Annotated in this window: 1 protein-coding gene; it reads right to left on the bottom strand. The window is 48.4% G+C overall.

Annotated features, from left to right (window positions below):
- Positions 1-344: 344 nt before the first annotated feature.
- A partial coding sequence (locus ACTHUR_RS13235; RefSeq protein ID WP_440398984.1) for an IS3 family transposase occupies positions 345-798 on the bottom strand: 454 nt, incomplete at its 5' end.

Below are 798 nucleotides of genomic sequence, written 5' to 3' on the forward strand. Positions count from 1 at the left end.
ACTATAAAGATAGAGGGGTGCGCATAATTGTCGATATAAGACGGCGGTCTCAAACAAAACTCATCGCGGCAGGATGGTAACGTCAGGGCGAAAGTTGGACGAGGGCGGAGCAAAGTGGAATACCTGACAACAGTCATTTCTATTTGTATAGCAATAGCCGCAAAGTGGCTTGGCTTGTTTGTATTAGAGTCCACGACGATCCAGCATATCTGCGGTTTGCCGTCTTGTGTCCGCTTGACTGTTTTCTCTATTCTTTGCTTACATCGTTATGAAAAAAGGTCGTCTGAAACTGAATACATTGGTTTGAACTGGCCCCCAAATCTTGGACACTCATAAAAGCCTTTTCAGGCGCTCTGTGTAAGCTGGGTTCTGTATGCGACAGGACTCAGCTTTTTCAATTTCAGACTGCAACGCTCCCGGTTGTAGTAATCCATATAGTCATCTATCTGCTTCATCAATTCGTCCACCGTCAATTCTCCTGCGTTATAGAAACACTCCGTCTTCAACACCGCAAAGAAACTCTCCATTGGCGCATTGTCCCAGCAGTTCGCCTTACGCGACATGCTTTGAACCATGGAATGCTCCGCAAGCAATTCCCTATACCCCGCCGTACGGTACAGCACACCTTGGTCCGAATGAAGCATCGTTCCTTTATCAGTCAGCCGGGGTGCGGCTTTTTCGAGCATTTCCTTCACCATTTCGCTGTCGGCTCTGCGGCTCATGGCGTAGGCGACGATCTCGCGGTTGAACAAGTCCAAAATTGGCGAGAGGTACAGTTTGCCGTCCTTCCCTTTGAGT

It is taken from the genome of Neisseria sp. P0021.S007 (assembly GCF_051956855.1).